Origin of the sequence: Ureibacillus sp. FSL W8-0352, assembly GCF_038004345.1 — a bacterium.
In the GTDB taxonomy this organism is placed as follows: domain Bacteria; phylum Bacillota; class Bacilli; order Bacillales_A; family Planococcaceae; genus Ureibacillus; species Ureibacillus thermosphaericus.
Genome location: NZ_JBBOQT010000001.1, coordinates 1,235,318 through 1,251,416, shown reverse-complemented (window position 1 = coordinate 1,251,416; position 16,099 = coordinate 1,235,318). Strand labels below are relative to the sequence as shown.

The following is a 16,099-nucleotide window of genomic DNA, read 5'->3' as shown; positions in this document are numbered from 1 at the left end:
GAGAATGATGAAGGTGGCAATCATTGGAGCTACTGGATATGGTGGATTAGAACTGATTCGGTTTTTACATAATCATCCTGAAGTAGAAAGGATGGACTTGTTTACTTCTTCTGAAGAAGGAGTTATATTTTCGTCAAAATATGGTCATTTATTGAATATTCAAGATGTACCTTTACAAAAAATAGATTATGAGACTTTGAGGAAATATGATGTTGTCTTTGCAAGTACACCTAGTGGGGTGACGAGCAAACTTTTACCTCCGCTTGTAGGAAGAGGACCAAAATTAATCGATTTATCTGGAGATTATCGATTAAAAAATCTACAAGACTATGAAAAATGGTATAAGAAAGAACCTGCTCCATCGGAAATTATAGAAAAAAGCGTATATGGTTTAACAGAATGGAATGAAAAGAACATTAAGGAGGCTGCTTTTATAGCAAATCCAGGATGTTATCCGACTGCAGTACTCTTATCAATCCTTCCGCTAATTAAGAATGGTTTAATTGATCCTTCCTTCTTAGTGATAGACGCAAAAAGCGGAGTATCAGGTGCTGGAAATAAACCAACGAAAATGACGCATTTTAGTGAAACGAATGAAAACTTATCAATTTATAAGATTAATGAACATCAACATATTCCGGAAATAGAGCAAGCCATTGAAATGTTTACAAACGTTAAAACAACCATTACATTTAATACGCATTTAGTGCCCATGACGAGGGGAATTTTAGCGACTTCCTATGCACCGGTGGCAAATGGAGTAACTACAAAAGATTTAACGGAATGTTTACTAGAAACGTATAAAAAACATCCGTTTGTTCGTGTGATTACCGATGCCGATACAATTGGAACGAGTCGAGTAAAAGGTTCGAACTATTGCGATGTGTTTGCAAAAGTAGATGAACGGACAAATCGGGCTACCATCATTGGTGTAATTGACAATTTAGTTAAAGGGGCTGCAGGGCAGGCAATTCAAAATATGAATGTTCAAATGAATCTGCCGCAAACGACGGGCTTAAATGTCGTACCATTATTTATTTAATTTTGCGTTTGATAGAAATGGAGGAGAAAAAATGGAATCTATAGTAGAGATGAAGCTATCAAGTAAAAATATTGTATCACCGAAAGGATTTAAAGCTGCTGGAATCCATTGTGGACTTAAACATAAGAAAAAGGATTTAGCACTTTTATATAGTGAAGTACCAGCGAGTGTTGCAGGCGTATTTACAACAAACAAAGTGCAAGCTGCACCGATTAAAGTAACGAAAGAAGTTGTTTATGAAACGAAAAAAATGCAGGCGGTAATTGTCAACTCTGGTAATGCCAATGCTTGCACAGGAAAACAAGGGTTGCTTGATGCTTATGAAATGCAAAAATTAGCTGCAGAAAAATTAGGTATCGATCCTGAATTAGTGGGAGTTTCTTCTACTGGAGTTATCGGTGAGATGCTAAAGATGGATTACATCCGTGAAGGTGTGAAAAAAATTGAGATAGGAAATACATTGGAAAATGGCATCGATTTTGCACAAGCAATTTTAACGACAGATACGGTCATGAAAAACACAACTTATTCCACAACTATCGATGGAAAAGAAGTCGTAATTTCAGGTACAGCAAAAGGTTCTGGAATGATTGAACCAAATATGGCGACGATGCTTGGATTTATTACAACAGATGCGAATATCGAATCCGATGTATTACAAAAAGCGTTATCAGAAATTACAGACTTTACTTTTAACTGTATTACAGTTGATGGAGATACTTCAACTAACGATATGGTATTGGTGTTGGCGAATGGTTTAGCAGGGAATAACCCATTAACACCGGAACACCCAGACTGGAACAATTTTTATAAAACTTTACAAATGGTTGCAGAAGATTTGGCAAAAGCAATTGCACGAGATGGAGAAGGCGCAACAAAACTAATTGAGGTAGAAGTAGATGGGGCTGTTTCAGATGAAGAAGCACGAAAAATTGCAAAAACGGTTGTAGGCTCTCCATTAGTGAAGACGGCGGTATTTGGTTGTGACGCTAACTGGGGACGCATTATTGCGGCTGTTGGTTATAGTGGAGCAACAGTTGACCCAGACAAAATTATGATAAAAATTGGTGATAAAAAAATGGTGGAAAATGGTGAACCCGTTCCATTTAATGAAGAAGAACTAATAAAAATTTTAAAGGCAAATGAAATAAAAATTTATGTTTCATTAAGTCAAGGAGAAGGACACGGGTTTGCATGGGGGTGCGATTTATCTTATGACTATGTACAAATCAATGCAAGCTACCGTTCGTAAACGAATTGTCATTAAATTAGGTGGAAGTACATTAGAAGGCTTAAATGAGGCCTTCTTTTCCAATTTTAAAACATTACAAGAAGAAGGTTATGATATCATCATTACCCATGGCGGAGGTCCGGCCATAAACCGAGAATTGGAAAAAAGGAAAGTTTCATCGCATAAAATAAATGGTATTCGAGTAACAAATAGAGAGGCAATGGAAGTTGTTCAGTCGATTTTAATTGGCCAAGTGAATCCGAAACTCGTTTACGATTTAAATCGAGCAGGCATTCAAGCAATCGGTATAAACGGATTTGATATGAATCTTCTTCAGTGTGAATTACTAGACTATGAAACTTATGGATATGTGGGAGAAATAAAGCATATAAATACTGATATTATCGATATCCTTACCACAAAGAAAGTGGTGCCGGTCATTAGTTGCATCGGCGTTTCCGAAGAAGGACAAGGATTAAATATTAACGGTGATACAGTAGCTAGCGAAATTGCGTTGGCAGTAGGTGCTGAACGTTTACTGCTTGTTACAGATGTAGCTGGAATTCGCATTGGTGGAAAGTATCAAAAAGAAGTTACACCTGAACTCATTCATCGGTGGATTGAAGAAGGCGAAATTACAGGGGGGATGATACCAAAAGTAGAGGGAGCGATTCGAGTATTAAAAGCAGGCATCCCGAAAGTAGAAATCGTTGATGATACGTTAACAGGGACAACAATAATCAGTAAGGAGTTAGTAAAATGAGTGCACTTTTTAATACTTACGCAAGAAGACCCATTGCTCTTGTTGAAGGGAAAGGGACCATCGTCAAAGATCAAAATGGCAAAGAATATTTAGATTTTACAAGCGGAATTGCTGTATTATCATTGGGTCATGCTCATCCGGAACTTGTCAAAACAATTCAGGAACAAAGCGAGAAAATTTGGCATACTAGCAATTTATATCAAATACCGGGTCAGGAAAAACTAGCGCAATCACTCGTAAAGGATACACACTTTTCATACGCATTTTTCTGTAATAGCGGAGCAGAAGCAAATGAAGCGGCTATTAAGCTCGCACGTAAACATACTGGAAAACACCATATTATTACCTTTCAACAATCATTCCATGGCCGTACATTTGGTTCAATGAGTGCAACAGGACAAGGTAAAATTCATAACGGTTTTGGTCCGTTAGTGGACAAATTTACGTATCTACCATTTAATGATGTGGATGCATTAATGAGTGTAATTGATGATACAGTTGCTGCCATCATGCTTGAAGTCATTCAAGGTGAAGGCGGGGTCAATGCGGTTACCGATGAGTTTGCTGAAGCTATTCAAGAGATTTGTTCAGAGAATGGAATTTTATTAATCATTGATGAAGTTCAAACAGGAATTGGTAGAACAGGTACCCGTTTCGCCTTCGAACAAACCCCTTTAAAACCGGATATTGTGTCAATAGCTAAAGGACTCGGAGGAGGATTTCCAATCGGTGGTATATTAGGAACAAAAGAATTGTTTGATACTTTTAGTCCAGGTACACATGGTACAACTTTTGGAGGAAATCCGTTAGCTGTTGCTGTTGCTCAAAAAGTTATTGACATTGTATTCCAACAAGAATTTTTAGATGAAGTAAAAAAGAAATCAGATTATTTTGGTGAAAAGTTAAAAGCAGCTTTCCATAATGGAGAATTTAAAGTTAAAGGTAGAGGGTTATTGATTGGTTTAGAAGGGGAAAATGAAGTGGCGCCAGCTATTAGTAAACTAGAAGAAGCTGGTTTATTAGTTTGTTCGGCTGGTACAAAAGTAATTCGATTATTGCCTCCTCTAACGGTAAGCTATGAAGAAATCGATCAAGCCATCGACATTTTAAAAAAGGTATTCGCATAAAAAGAAAGGGTGAACTGCTTCCTGTCAAGTAGACAGTGTAAAAAATAAAAATGTAACTAAGCGGCTTGAGCCCTGTATTCTAATGGACTTAAGCCGTTTAATTTTTTCTGATAACGGAAATTGTTATAAAAATAAATATATTCATCAATCGATTGTTTCAGTGCTTGATATGAATCATAGGTATTCAAATGATATTTTTCACATTTGAATTTACTCCAAAAGGATTCAATTGGAGCGTTATCGATGCATTGACCTACCCGAGACATACTTTGTGTTAATTGTGCCTCGTCTATAATTTCCTTATATTTTTTGGACGTATATTGGAATCCTCGATCGCTATGTACGAGTGGATGTTCATCAGGTTTCAGGGTTTGGATTGCTTTTCGTATGGTTTTAAAAACTAATTGATTATTATTGGAATGACCCAATTCATAACTCACAATAGAACCATCATACAAATCAATAATGGCACTTAAAAATGAATCAGTTTTAACATGAACTCTTTAGGATACTTGTAAAAGGTCATAATGAAAGCCCCCTATTAGGTTAGATGAATTTTTATTTTTTCATCTGTCTACCTAATAGGGAGCATATCACTTTCCAGACACCCTCACTTATTTTTTTATAACACTTGTTCCTGCGATAGTGTTACAATTGGCGTCTTGAAATCATTTCAGACGACGTGTTTATAAATGATGATGTGGGTTGCCATTGTTGTGGAATAACAGTTTTTATTGATGGTTCTGGTCATTTTCTTCTTTTTCAGTTTCATTTTGTTCGTTGTCGTTTGGTTGTTCGTTTTCGTTATGATCGTCCTTAGGATTTTCTTGTAACGGTTCTCCTGCTTGCACGTTGGAAATGGCGGATTCTAATCCCGTAATATCAACTGCGACGACTCCGTATTTTCCTTTTCCAACAGTAATGCTGCGAGTATCACTTTTAACGGAAGCGATTAATTTTTTACCGCCGTCGGAAAGGTCGTAAACACGATAACCGACAACGTCATTGGAAGCGGAAGGTGACCAGGATAAAACATTTCCTTTAATTGTTGCATTTACTGGTTGAGGTGCAACTTGGTCTGCGTCAAAGCTCTTTGCAGATGCAACTTGGATTGATTGTTTTCCTAAGAGTTTATCAGGATTTCCGCCGAGACGGCCTAGTAATTTATCAACAAATTCTTTATTTAATGAAATTCCGCTAGAAGTATAAGTAAATTCAGATGGTGTTGAATCCAAAGCAAGATAAGATTCACCGTTGATGTTAACCGTTCTCGTTTCAGAAGAGATGAAGCTATTATCTACTTTGGATGGAACAAATTTACGAATAAACAAGTCATTTTGTACTAAACCAGCATTACTACATGCGTTTGATGGCGCCATTCCTGAGATGCCACAGAAGGATGCATGTACGACATCTTTCGGTTGTTGGAATCGCTCTTTCGTACCAATGAATTCGGGTTTTACATTGTAAGCCGCATTCATTAAAGTTGCCCATAATAAATTTACACGAGTACTTGGTTGGAAATATATATTGTTAAATTGATATAAAGTTCTCGGTTGGTCATAACCTAACCAAACCCCTAAAGAAACATTTGGATTGTATCCAACGAACCATACGTCTTTGTATTCTTGAGTTGTACCTGTTTTTGCTGCAAAGTCAGATGAGAATTTTAATGTACTGCGTGCTCTAGTACCAGTACCATATTCCAATACATCTCTCATCATATCAGTAATGATGTATGATGCTTCAGGGGAAAACACTTGAACTGGCTCTGGAGTGTGATTGTAAATAATATTGCCGTCTACATCTTCTATCCGATCAATCATATAAGCGTCAATAAATTTCCCACCATTTGCAAATGTGGCAAAAGCGTTTGTGTTTTCTTCCACTGTTGTTCCGTATTCTAATGCTCCGATAGAAGTAGCTAGATTAACAAAATCCCCTTCAGTTAATTTTGAGAATCCCATTTTCTTTAATAGCTCAGCAGGTCTTCTGTCGATAATTTGGTCGTATAAACGGATTGCTGTTAAGTTTTGCGAGTGAGCTAATGCTACCCTAGCCGGTATGATTCCCCGCTCTTCGTTTTGGATATAGTTAGTTGGAGCCCAGCCTTTATACTTGAATTTGACGTCAACAACAGGACTTCCTGCGCCAATCACACCATATTCGATCGCTGGACCATAAACAAGTAGCGGTTTCATCGTTGAACCATTCGGACGATATGCTTGAGTTGCATGGTTTAACTCGGTAATTTCAAAGTCTCTTCCTCCAACAAAGCTCAATATTTTTCCTGTCTTATTTTCGATTAGTATACTGCCTACTTGCACAGGAAGAGGGACTTCAACTTCTTGTTTTGTTTCTGGATCAATTTCTGTTTTCGTAAAAGTATGACCATAATATTGGAATTCCTTTGCTGCATTGTTCATTGCATCATATAAGTCTTTATCGATTGTCGTATATATGCGGTAGCCGCCTGAACGTATATCTCTGTCCGCAAGTATTATATATTTTTCGTAAAGATTTTCCTCTTCATCAAGACGTTTAGGATCGATGCCGTCTTTTTCAGCTAATACTCTTGCCATAATTTCTTTTGCTCGGCGTTCGATTTCAAAAGTTAGATATGGGTAATTTAACGTTTGTGATTCTGGTTCTTTGAAATCTTTTGTAATGTCATAGTTGAGAGCTTCTTGATATTCCTCTTCTGAAATATAGCCAACTTCTTTCATTCGATATAAGACGGTTTTCATTCGTTCGATTCCAGGTTGTAAACCTTCTGGACTTTTTAGTTGTCCTTTTTGCGTATAAGGAGTATGAGCAAAAGGTGCTTGTGGAATTCCGGCAATGTATGCAGCTTGCGGTAAATTTAAATCCTTTGCACTTACACCAAAAATTCCTTTCGCCGCTGTTTCCACTCCTGCAATATTCCGGCCAGAAGCATTTCTGCCATATGGAATAATGTTTAAATACGCCTCTAAAATTTCATCTTTTGTCATAAAATGTTCAAGACGGAATGCAAGCAACAATTCTCTCGCTTTTCGTTCGTATGACACTTCATTCGTTAATATTTGGTTCTTAATAAGTTGCTGCGTTAAAGTAGAACCACCAGTTTGGGTTGAAGCATTTGTAAAGTCTTGAATTAATCCTCGAAGTACCGCTTTTGGCACGATTCCATTGTGCTCATAAAAGTATTCGTCTTCCGTTGCAAGGACTGCCTGCACTAAAAGGGGTGAAACTTGATCAAGCGTTGTTTCTTGTCGATCTAAATCTGTGCGAACTTTGCCTATGTAAATATTTCCGGCAAAATACATTTCACTAGTTTCTTCATAGTTATAAATTTGTTTTCGCATTTCTTCCTTCGTGTGCAGAGGCTCGTCTTTTACTAATGATGCAAAATAGCCTACTCCAATGGAAAATACAAATACAAAGCCGGTTAAAAAAAGTATCAAAAAGACGAGTCCTAGATTCCAAAGCACACTTAATGTAATGCGCAACTTGCTTGTATCTTTAGATGTAGCTATCGTTTCAATTTTTTCGTTTATTTGTATTAGTTTATTGATAAATTGTTGAAGCCACTCTCTCACTCAATCCCCTCCTAAAATCTTGTATATTATAGCACAATTCTATATAATCGGAGTATAGTTGTTGACAATGAAAATTTTACGAGTACAATATGACTTATAGTTTTTATGATTTACATATATTTTCAAGCGTTGAAGAGATTGAAGTAGTGTTTTCATTCACTGTATTAGAGAGCTAGCGGTTGGTGCAAGCTAGTCATAATGAAGACATGAATTACGTTCTTGGAGCTTGAACGTTTTCCGCGATAAGGATGAATGAGTGGGAGATAGTTTCTCCAAGCTGGGTGGTACCACGTGAATAGCGTCCCTGCATGCATGATTGCATGCAGTTTTTTTATGTGCGCCCGGCATGTACATGAACTATAGGGTGTAAGTCCCGAACCCCGAAGACAGAAGTAGAGGTTAGCCAAGAGCAAGGGTGTCCGTGGTGACGCGGAATCTGAAGGAAGCTGGAGGCAAAACACCGGTCCGAGGAACACGAACCTCATATAAGGCTAGGTATGATTGAGTGAGTTTGCGTAACAAAACAAAGCTCTTTCTGTCGAAGGTCATATCGAGTAAATGAGGCGGATAGATGGTGTGAAAGTGCATGTACTTACCCGGGGAGGTCTGGCGGATAGGTGAAGTTCGCTTCATAACCTACTTAGTGATAAGTAGCTGAACCGTCAGAAGTCAGCAGAGGTCATAGTATTAGTTGGTTTAGAACTACTAAGAAGGACCGAACAATTAAGAGAGAATAGCCCTTGGCATTCAGTGAGTCATGATGAACACAGAAAACGTAGTACCTCACTTGAGGAAGGAAGCGGTGAATCCCGTGGGAGACCTCTTGGAGGGTGGAGTGACCACTGGCATAAGAAGACAAGCTATTCACGGAAGTTATGAAAACTTGCGTCAATTATCTTAATTGAACCGCCGTATACGGAACCGTACGTACGGTGGTGTGAGAGGACGGGAGCTAATCACTCCCTCCTACTCGATTGCAAAATTTCTTTGACCTAGCTTTGGTGAAATATGTATTGAACACACTATCCCTTTTCATTAATAAATAAAAATTAGGAGGAATCAAGTATGACAAATGCGTTATTAGAAGATTTAAAATGGCGTGGTTTAATATATCAGCAAACTGATGAAGAAGGATTAGAAAAACTATTAAGTGGAGAAAAAATATCATTATATGTAGGGGTGGACCCAACAGCTGATTCCATGCACATTGGCCATATTGTGCCACTACTGACACTGCGTCGTTTCCAACAAGCAGGTCACAAACCTGTATTACTTGTTGGTGGGGCAACAGGAATGATTGGTGATCCATCTGGAAGATCTACAGAACGCCAACTTCTTACAAAAGAACAAATAGAAAAAAATGTTAATGGACTAAAAAAACAAATGGAGCGCATTTTTGAATTCGGTGATAGTGAAAATAGTGCTATTTTAGTGAATAACTATGAATGGATTAGCCAAATGAATGTCATCGATTTCTTGCGTGATTACGGAAAGCTTATTAATGTTAATTACATGCTTGCAAAAGATACCATTGCCTCTCGTCTTGAATCAGGTATTTCATTTACTGAATTCTCTTACACTTTATTGCAAGGTATTGATTTTAATTATTTATATGATCATTACAATGTGCGATTACAAGTTGGGGGTTCAGACCAATGGGGCAACATTACAACAGGTCTTGAAATCATCCGCAAAACCCATAATGAAGAGGCTAAGGCTTACGGTATTACAATGCCGCTTGTTACAAAAGCGGATGGCACAAAATTTGGTAAAACGGCAAGCGGTGCAGTTTGGTTAGATCCTGAGAAAACTAGTCCATATGAATTTTATCAATTCTGGATTAATACAGCTGATGCGGATGTTGTTAAATATTTAAAAATCTTTACGTTCTTAAGCAAAGAGGAAATTGAAGCTCTTGCTGTATCTGTGGAAGAAGAACCACATTTACGCAAAGCGCAAAAGGTATTAGCAGAAGAAATGACAAAACTAATTCACGGCGAAGAAGCGCTCGAAACAGCAAAACGCATTACAGATGCACTATTCTCAGGGGATTTAAAATCACTATCTGCCAGCGAAATGAGAGATGCATTTAAAGATGTACCTACTGCAGAAATCGCGAAAGTAGACAAAAATATTGTAGATTTACTAGTAGAAGCAAATATTTCGCCATCAAAACGTCAAGCGAGAGAAGACGTAGCGAATGGAGCCATTTCTATTAATGGAGACAAAGTAACTGATGTAAATTACATTGTTGGTAGCAAAGAGCGTTTAGACGATGAATTTACAATTATCCGACGTGGTAAAAAGAAATATCATATGGTTAAATACGTTTAATATTTGATAGAAATAAACGGTTCTTTGTCAAATGGTGTTGGTGAATAAATTCTAGTGACATTATTTGGTAATATGTAATCGGATGGCTTAGGGGAAATTCGAGTTCCCCTAAGCTGTTTTTATTTTCGCTAAGTTTTGGGTAATGAATATTCGGTTTCTAAAGTGATAGAAGGATCGATAACCGAAAGAAATGCGTTTAATCACTTTGATTTTGTTATGAATCCCCTCTAAAATGCCGTTATTATAATCGTACTTTAGCGTATTCTCGACGTAATTGATGTAGTTGTTGATTGTCTTGATGGCGGTTTTCATATAGCTGGAAACGCTGTTCTGTTTATTCGCCAAGGTTTTCTTCAAGAGCTCAAAGTCTTTGGTTTTGATGCAATGTTGCACGTATTGGTATAACTCATAGGACGCTTTTAATTCAGAATCTAAATCAATGAGATAGTGGAGAATCTCCACCTCACACATATGCTTTTTAAAGCAACGATGATATGTATAGTTCTTATAATCAAGTTTTGTTTGATCTTTCAGAAGGAGCTTCCAGTATTTTTTTAATTTATTGTAATTCTTTTTATCCCGATTCATGACGTTGATGCGCGTTTTGTTTAAAGCTCTGCTAAATAGTTGGAGGATATGGAATTTGTCGAGTACGATTTCCGCTTTAGGGAAAACTTCTTGGATTAAGGAAATATAAGGGCTGTACATATCGATGACAATCGTTTTTACCGCATCTCTCGCCTTCTTGGAATACCGTAAGAAATACTCTTTGAGGACATGTAATCTCCGGTCCTCCACGATATCCACAATCTCCCCCGTTTCAGAGTCGCAGAAAATAAAGGACATCGCTCCAGCTGCGGATTTCACTGATTTAAACTCATCAAAACACAAATGCTTTGGAAGGTAGTGAACATTTGGTTGATAGTAGCTATAAAAGCTGTCAATGACTCTACTGACAGTGGCATGAGAAACATTATGTTTCATCGCAATATCTTTTTCGGATATTTTATCTTTGGCGTTTAAAGCAATCGATACTTTGGTATTGTTGGAAATACAACAGTTTTTAGCCACGACGCTCGTTTTTAAAGTAAACGTGGAATGACAATGTTTACAGAAATAACGCTGTTTACGCAATTTTAAGTAGGTATGAAAACCTGAAACACTAGGCATTTTAATGAGAGACGTTTTAAAACCGTGTTTAATGATTTGATCATCAAAGACATGTCCACAAGCATAGCACGCTTTTGGTTGGTAAGTTAATTGGCCATAAAAGACTTTTGATTGGACCCCTTTAATGAGTTCTTCTGCACAAAAATTTTCATCAAATGTGATATTTTTGTCTTTAATATTTAATAAATTACGTATAGAATAATGATGAGACATGTGACATCACTCCTTGTAAATGTGGTTTTGGTCGATTACATTTTACCAGAGTTTTGTCACTGTCTCATTTTTTTGTTCAAAAAAATTGGTGCTGGTTTATACTCACCAACACCAAATATTATAGAGCCAAATAAACGAGTAGGCTTGATTGACAAATGATGTCAATCAAGCCTTAATTTTTGTCCTTTTGAAAAAAATTCCACCCAATTAGATAGTAGATATAATGGGGTTTTGAAATTTTCTTTCATTAAGACTTACTTATTAATACCAAAATAGTAATAATGCACTTAATTCTACATAATATTTTATTGACATGTTACGAAACAATTAAACCAAAAAGATTAAAAAATGTAAATAAATATAATTTTGTTATTTGAATCAATTTCATAAATCATAGTTTTTCTGAAGTATAGAGTACCCCTATACTAAAAACTTTGTTTTTTTTAAATTATGCAACTTGGTTTTGTTGCTGTAATAAAGCATTGATTCGATCAACTGCTAGTTTGCAGGTATTATAAATTAACGTCACCAGATTGAAATGCATTTTTGCTTTCTTTCCTGTACGATGACGGACATTGTTTAATTGAAAGTATTCCTTTAAATAAGCGTTAACGCGTTCGACTGCTGTACGTTCTTGATAAAGCTGTTTCCATCGTTCTGTCCCACGTGCTGGATAGGTAAATTTACGGATATCTATATCACATTTGATTTTGAAAACTTTTTGGCAAAGGGTGTCTTCTCGTAATGGGCAAGTTGCACATTCCTTTGGACGTGTGAATTTTAATGTATTGTACTTAGCGTCAAAGCTGTCATATTGGTAACGATGTTCACGCACACAGGTTGGACGAAAATGTTCATCGAATCCTATATATTCTCCTTCTCGACGAACGTTGTAAGGAATCACGACTCGCATGGACTGTGATACGGCTTGACGGTAAATAGGTTCAACATCATAACCAGCATCAAATATAGCTATTGTAAAATGACCGTTTCCTAAGTGATGAAGTTTTTTCAATAATGGAATCGCAGCTTTACAATCACTTAAATTACCTGAGGACATCAAACGAGTGATGATATATTGACTTTTCGTCGAAACAGCTAAATGTGCTTTATAACCAAACCAGAATGTATTTTTTCCTTTACTATTCTTTTTCACACCCCATTTTGGCTCAATCGGTACATCCTTCCAAAGGGTTTCTAATGGGATATCCAGCTGTTCTTTCAGTTCTTTTTCATAGGTTGATTGATTTCCTTTTTTCTCTACTTGTTCGGCTAACCAAACAGCTCGTTCAGCTTTAGTTTTACGACCACGTTTTTTAGGAGTTTTAGGTGCTTTCTTTTCTGATGGTGTGAAAGCATCACGAGCTTCAAAGTGACTCGCATCGATGGCGACATGTTCATCATTTAGAAAGCCTTCCAACATCGCTGTTTTGATGAGTGTATCGTTCATTTTATCTAGCACATCTGATTCACTAATGACTTGAATCATGCGTGAATAAGAGCTTTCAGATGGTACGACATCAGACACAAGGAATCCACAGTCGAAACGAAATAAAGGATCATGAACCAAACGTTTGACTAAATCCTTGATAGTTGGAATACGTTCGACAATACGTATAATCAGCGATTGAATCATTGCACCATAATTCAATTCACGTGGTGCACCTTTCAATGTCTTTTTAGAAAACAATTGAAATATAGGCTGAATGTCGATAGCACTAAAAATGGCTTCATAACGATGGGAACTTTCCATTTCTAATAATTGATGGATGTCAAAAAGAGAAATTTGTTTTACAATAGTCATAGGGTACTCACCTCTTTCGTATGGTTTGTTTGGTTACCTACCATTATAACGAAATTTGGGGAGGTACCCATTTTTTATTGTCTTGAATCCCTTGAAAATCAAGGGGTGAGAATTATGAAATTAACTCATTTAACAATATTCACTTTAATAATGATGGTAATTGGAATCATTCGAATTATTGAATGTTCCATTTATGATTAATTTATTTTTAATTTATACATGTTATGGAATCTTATTGTCTCTTACAGCATTTTTCCAGCGAGTATATACTCAAGGATTAAAACTGCATGGGTCAGATGTGATGATTGCATTACTAATGGTCATGATTGAAATTGCTATATTCCGTTATTTTTTATCGCTGATTAGAGTTTCGGCGTTTATAGGATATAGAAAAAAACGTTGCCAATGGGGGAAAATTACCCGCAAGAAACATAATAGCAAAACGATTGAATATACTTAATGCCTTGATATTAACAGATTTGTTTGTTTCACTATTAATTGAAATAAAGTTTTCCATATGCTTAAAAAAAGCCCTGGAAACTTGATAACAAAGTTTCCAGGGCTTTTTGTCATAAAGCAATAAATCAGCGAGAATAGAACTCAACGATTAGAGATTCGTTAATTTCAGATGGTAATTCAGAACGTTCAGGATAACGAACGTAAGTACCTTCTTTTTTCTCTGCATCGAAAGTTAAGTATTCTGGAACAAAGTTGTTTGCTTCAATTGCTTCGTTTACAACTTGTAAGTTTTTAGATTTTTCACGTAAAGAAATTACTTGACCAGGTTTTACGCTGTATGAAGGAATATCAACACGTTGTCCATCAACAGTAACGTGGCCATGGTTTACTAATTGACGAGCTGCACGACGAGTGCGAGCAAGACCTAAACGATATACTAAGTTATCTAAGCGAGATTCAAGAAGGATCATGAAGTTTTCACCATGAACACCTTTCATTTTACCCGCTTTAACGAATAGGTTTTTGAATTGACGTTCGTTCATACCATACATATGACGAAGTTTTTGTTTTTCTTGAAGCTGTAAACCATATTCTGTTAATTTTTTACGTTGAGTAGGTCCGTGTTGACCTGGTGCGTAAGGACGTCTTTCTAATTCCTTACCAGTGCCGCTTAGTGAAATACCAAGGCGACGAGAGATTTTCCATGATGGTCCTGTATAACGAGACATCTTGTCTCCTCCTTTTGGTTTTTTTGTTGTAAAACAAAACCAGTTGTATCCGAACTTATGTGTATTTTATTTTCATGTATTTTCGCCCTAGCAGCCGTTAGGGTTACTCAATACACCTTCTAATAATCAGTGACTATTAGAGGAATAAAATACATTCACAAGTTTATACAACTGCTGCATTTATTTTACACGAAGGTAATTTTATAATTTTTTAGAACTTCAGTCAAGGGAAAATAATTGAATTGCTAATGTTTAGAGATATTTCAACTGTTTTTTTCATAACATTAATCAATGATACAGAAAAGAGCATTAGCATTGCATAAATATAGTTAGAATTTTCTGTTAATTAATTTTTGTGAATTTGTGCCAAAAAGACAAAACCTAAAGAAAGGTGGCACTGCCCATTTGGTAAATATATACAGTTAAACCAGAGCGACAACGACAAAAGGGAGATTATGGACTGGCTCGCCCATCAAATTTTCGCAACCAAACATAAGCTGGTTTCCACAGAGCTCTCTTTAACCAACGAGTAATTCGAAGTAGAGATTTCTTACTTTTCATCTCCAATTGAATGAGAACATGTAAGCAATACGTGATAAGGGCTAAGAAAATTTGATTTTGAATAGCTGTTTCACTCATTCCATAAAAGTGCTTAATTTCTACGTGTTGCTTGAGCCATTTGAAAAAGAGTTCAATAGCCCAGCGAGATCGGTAAATATCACTTATCTCTTCTGGTTTTAAATCAAATCGGTTGGTGATGAAACGAAGTAAGTTCCCTTTTGTGTCCATAACTTCTAGTAGACGAAAGACATTTTCAGTACGATTTTGTGTGGTACCAATGTAGACCATTTTATCGGATAGAACGTGACAATCATCAGGAAGTGAAAATGTATAGACTTCACGAATGACTGCGTTTTTCTTCAGTCTTGAAACGAAGAAATAGCCATCATCTGTCATCCGATCAAAACGTTCATAGTCCACATAACCGCGGTCAAACACATACATGGCTTCTTTATCATCCACTAGGACTTCGAGTTGATTTCGGTCATGTTCTTTTGCTGTCGTAATCACTGCTTTTTCAGGATAGACGGTGTCTTTATCCATGAAAACGAGCCGTAAGTGTAGCTTTACACCAGCTTTTGTTTTACGGAATTTTGCCCATTTATAATTGGTCAAATTCAACGGGAGTGTACTTGAATCAATGATTTTCAGTGGCATATTCTTTCCGGTTTTATAATGGTACCGTTGAATTTTCCAAACAAGATCCAAGAACAAATTTGCAAGAATTAGTGGGTTGATCTGATTGTTTTTTCGGGATAGCTGAGAGGCACTTATCGATTCAAATCCGAGTGCTTTTTGAAGATCTTCGTCTACAAGTGCATCACTCATTTCCTCTAAGCTCTTAAATTCGAGCAGCTGGGCTACCAATAAAAGTTTAATATAGGCTTCTGTTGTCAGCTTTTTTGTGTAATAGTCCTGTTTCAATTCTTTGACTTGTTCGCTAAGTTTTTGAATATTTATGGGTGAAACCCATTTACCAAATGATGAAATTAGTGTATTCTTGTCCATAACGTTTATCCTTTACGATTGGATTTGGACAGGAACCACCTGTACTTCCATTGTAAAGGATTTTTTTGTTTCGAAATC

12 protein-coding genes, 1 pseudogene and 1 other annotated feature are annotated in these 16,099 nt (G+C 36.6%); of the genes and pseudogenes, 7 read left to right on the top strand and 6 right to left on the bottom strand.

Translation table 11 applies throughout. From position 1 onward, the window contains the following. Nucleotides 1-7 precede the first annotated feature (7 nt). Genes argC through NST98_RS06345 form a run of 4 tightly spaced genes read left to right on the top strand, consistent with a single transcriptional unit; the run spans nucleotide 8 to nucleotide 4,163 of the window. Nucleotides 8-1,042 carry an N-acetyl-gamma-glutamyl-phosphate reductase gene (argC, locus tag NST98_RS06360; RefSeq protein WP_340432369.1) on the top strand — a complete coding sequence of 345 codons (1,035 nt, stop codon included), beginning with the start codon at nucleotides 8-10 and terminating at the stop codon, nucleotides 1,040-1,042. Nucleotides 1,043-1,073: 31 nt separating this feature from the next. Beyond that, a complete protein-coding gene (argJ, locus tag NST98_RS06355) occupies nucleotides 1,074-2,294 on the top strand; it encodes a bifunctional ornithine acetyltransferase/N-acetylglutamate synthase (protein ID WP_340714717.1) in 1,221 nt (406 codons plus the stop codon). Continuing rightward, nucleotides 2,257-3,036 carry an acetylglutamate kinase gene (gene argB / locus NST98_RS06350; protein ID WP_096551568.1) on the top strand — a complete coding sequence of 260 codons (780 nt, stop codon included), beginning with the start codon at nucleotides 2,257-2,259 and terminating at the stop codon, nucleotides 3,034-3,036. Before argJ ends, argB begins: the two co-directional genes overlap by 38 nt. Continuing rightward, nucleotides 3,033-4,163: an acetylornithine transaminase gene (locus NST98_RS06345; RefSeq protein WP_340714716.1), complete on the top strand. Its 1,131-nt coding sequence runs from the start codon at nucleotides 3,033-3,035 to the stop codon at nucleotides 4,161-4,163. Before argB ends, NST98_RS06345 begins: the two co-directional genes overlap by 4 nt. 56 nt (nucleotides 4,164-4,219) lie before the next feature. On the opposite strand, the pseudogene NST98_RS06340 reads toward NST98_RS06345, so the two are convergent. Next, nucleotides 4,220-4,633 (bottom strand): annotated as a pseudogene (locus NST98_RS06340) (transposase); the annotation flags it as partial. Nucleotides 4,634-4,894: 261 nt separating this feature from the next. Next, nucleotides 4,895-7,744: a transglycosylase domain-containing protein gene (locus tag NST98_RS06335; RefSeq protein ID WP_340709849.1), complete on the bottom strand. Its 2,850-nt coding sequence runs from the start codon at nucleotides 7,742-7,744 to the stop codon at nucleotides 4,895-4,897. Nucleotides 7,745-7,864: 120 nt separating this feature from the next. Then, nucleotides 7,865-8,053 (top strand) — a binding site (T-box leader). Between the two features lie 448 nt (nucleotides 8,054-8,501). Between NST98_RS06335 and NST98_RS06330 the strand changes: the two genes are divergently transcribed. Together NST98_RS06330 and tyrS are read left to right on the top strand one after the other, a co-directional pair. Then, complete coding sequence (locus NST98_RS06330) at nucleotides 8,502-8,645, top strand: hypothetical protein (RefSeq protein WP_172597780.1); 144 nt, start codon at nucleotides 8,502-8,504, stop codon at nucleotides 8,643-8,645. 164 nt (nucleotides 8,646-8,809) lie between these two features. Then, nucleotides 8,810-10,078, top strand: coding sequence for a tyrosine--tRNA ligase (gene tyrS / locus NST98_RS06325; RefSeq protein WP_168411924.1), 1,269 nt, complete (start codon nucleotides 8,810-8,812; stop codon nucleotides 10,076-10,078). 108 nt (nucleotides 10,079-10,186) lie between these two features. Here the strand turns inward: tyrS and NST98_RS06320 are convergent, their stop codons facing one another. Together NST98_RS06320 and NST98_RS06315 are read right to left on the bottom strand one after the other, a co-directional pair. Further along, nucleotides 10,187-11,461 carry an ISL3 family transposase gene (locus NST98_RS06320; RefSeq protein WP_340714715.1) on the bottom strand — a complete coding sequence of 425 codons (1,275 nt, stop codon included), beginning with the start codon at nucleotides 11,459-11,461 and terminating at the stop codon, nucleotides 10,187-10,189. Between the two features lie 448 nt (nucleotides 11,462-11,909). Then, nucleotides 11,910-13,265 carry a transposase gene (locus tag NST98_RS06315; RefSeq protein WP_340714611.1) on the bottom strand — a complete coding sequence of 452 codons (1,356 nt, stop codon included), beginning with the start codon at nucleotides 13,263-13,265 and terminating at the stop codon, nucleotides 11,910-11,912. Between the two features lie 193 nt (nucleotides 13,266-13,458). Here NST98_RS06315 and NST98_RS06310 point away from each other — a divergent pair, with 193 nt between their 5' ends. Beyond that, nucleotides 13,459-13,725, top strand: a complete 267-nt coding sequence (locus tag NST98_RS06310) for a hypothetical protein (protein WP_340714714.1) — start codon at nucleotides 13,459-13,461, stop codon at nucleotides 13,723-13,725. 124 nt (nucleotides 13,726-13,849) lie between these two features. Here the strand turns inward: NST98_RS06310 and rpsD are convergent, their stop codons facing one another. Together rpsD and NST98_RS06300 are read right to left on the bottom strand one after the other, a co-directional pair. Then, nucleotides 13,850-14,452 carry a 30S ribosomal protein S4 gene (gene rpsD, locus NST98_RS06305; RefSeq protein ID WP_016837096.1) on the bottom strand — a complete coding sequence of 201 codons (603 nt, stop codon included), beginning with the start codon at nucleotides 14,450-14,452 and terminating at the stop codon, nucleotides 13,850-13,852. A 453-nt stretch (nucleotides 14,453-14,905) separates the two neighbouring features. Continuing rightward, a complete protein-coding gene (locus NST98_RS06300; protein WP_096549683.1) occupies nucleotides 14,906-16,021 on the bottom strand; it encodes an IS4 family transposase in 1,116 nt (371 codons plus the stop codon). Between the last annotated feature and the right edge of the window lie 78 nt (nucleotides 16,022-16,099).